Below are 1,931 nucleotides of genomic sequence, written 5' to 3'. Positions count from 1 at the left end.
CGGTGAGCGACTTCGTGTCCCTGGGCGGCCACTCCATGCTCGCCGTACGCCTGATCGGACTGCTCCGACGCGAGTACGGTCCTGTGGTCACCATCCGAGACCTGTTCACCCTGCGAACCCCGGAAGCGATTGCCCGCCACCTCGATGACAACTCTGACGATTCCTGACGACCAGCGGCCGCGCCCGGGGTCCGGCATCCTGCGGACCGCCCTGCGCCGCAACCGCGCCGCCATGCTCTGGGGCACCGTCCTCATGGGCCTCTACCAGGCCGGTGAGACCGCCTTCCCGATCGCGCTCGGCATGATCGTGGAGCACACGATGCGGGGCGACCGGAACCTCGGCGCCCTCGCCCTGTCGATCGGCGCGCTCGCCGTGATCATCACGACGGTGTCGCTGTCGTGGCGCTTCGGCATGCGCATCCTCCAGAAGGCCAACACGACCGAGGCGCACCGCTGGCGGGTACGGGTGGCGGCCTGCGGGCTCCAGCCGGTCGCCAGGGACGTCGACCTCAAGTCCGGCGAGATCCTGACCATCGCCACCGAGGACGCCGACCAGACCGCCGACATCGTCGAAGTCGTGCCGATGCTGATCAGTTCGCTGGTCGCGGTGGTGGTCGCGGCGGTCGCCCTCGGCCTCGCCGACCTGCGGCTCGGCGCACTGGTGATCGTCGGAACCGTCGCGATCCTGACGATCCTGAGCGTGATGTCCAAGCGGATCGGCGCGAGCACGAAGGAACAACAGGCCCGCGTGGCACGGGCGGGCGCCAAGGTCGCCGACCTGATCACCGGTCTGCGCCCGCTGCACGGCTTCGGCGGCAACCACGCGGCCTTCCGCTCCTACCGCGAGGTCAGCGCCGAGGCGAAGCACCAGTCGATCACCGTCGCCAAGGTCAACGGCGTCTACGCCGGCACCGCCCTCGCCCTGAACGCGGTGCTCGCCGCCGCGGTGACCCTGACGGCGGGCTGGCTCGCCTTCGAGGGCCAGATCACCATCGGCGAACTCGTCATGGCCGTCGGCCTCGCACAGTTCATCATCGAACCGCTCAAACTCTTCTCCGAGATGCCCAAGTACGTCATGGTCGCCCGCGCCTCGGCCGAACGCATGGCGCTCGTTCTGTCGGCCCCGCCGGTGGCGTCCCCCGGCGAGGCGCGCCCGGCCCCCGGCGGCGACCTCGACATCGACGGCGTCGCCTACGGCACGCTGCGCGAACTGCGGTTCAAGGTCGCCGCGGGCGAATTCGTGGCCATCGCCGTCTACCAGCCGCGCGCCGCCGCCGACCTCGCGTCGGTCCTGGCCCTGCGCGTGCCGCCGGAATCGTACGAGGGTGCCGTGCGGGTCAGCGGCCAGGAACTCACCGCCCTCTCCTTCGACGCGGTACGCGAACACCTGCTCGTGAACCCGTACGACGGCGAGATCTTCGCGGGCACGCTCCGCACGAACATCGACCCGTCCGGCACCAGCCGCCTGGTCCCCGAAGCCGTCGAGGCGTCCATGCTGACCGACGTCGTCGCCCTCCACCGCGAAGGCCTCGACCACGGCGTCCGCGACCGTGGCTCGAACCTCTCCGGCGGGCAGCGCCAACGGCTCTCCCTGGCCCGCGCGCTCGCCGCCGACACCGACGTCCTCGTCCTGCACGACCCGACCACGGCCGTCGACGCCGTCACCGAGCAGCTCATCGCACGCAACGTCGCGAAGCTGCGCAGGGGCCGCACGACCGTGGTACTCACCAGCAGCCCGGCCCTGCTCGACGCCGCTGACCGGGTGCTCGTACTGGACGAAGGAACCATCACCGCCGAGGGCACCCACCGCGACCTGCTCGCCTCGGACGAGGAGTACTGCGCGGCGGTGGCTCGGTGAGGGGCTGGCCGGGGGCCTGACTGGGGTCCCACTGGGGGCTTGGCCAGGGGCCTGACTGGCGGCCTGGCCGGGTG

At 71.2% G+C, this 1,931-nt stretch carries 2 protein-coding genes; both read left to right on the top strand.

Annotation, left to right across the window (positions count from 1 at the left end):
* A partial coding sequence (locus AB8Z36_RS38300) for a phosphopantetheine-binding protein (protein ID WP_440582118.1) occupies positions 1-167 on the top strand: 167 nt, incomplete at its 5' end.
* Entirely contained in the window at positions 145-1,857 is a 1,713-nt protein-coding gene (locus AB8Z36_RS38295; protein WP_440582117.1) for an ABC transporter ATP-binding protein, read from the top strand. The genes AB8Z36_RS38300 and AB8Z36_RS38295, both read left to right, overlap by 23 nt.
* Positions 1,858-1,931 lie beyond the last annotated feature (74 nt).

Origin of the sequence: Streptomyces flavofungini (genome assembly GCF_041028215.1) — a bacterium.
GTDB lineage: Bacteria > Actinomycetota > Actinomycetes > Streptomycetales > Streptomycetaceae > Streptomyces > Streptomyces flavofungini_B.
Note: the sequence above shows the minus strand (reverse complement) of the source record. Positions and strands in the feature narration are given on the sequence as shown.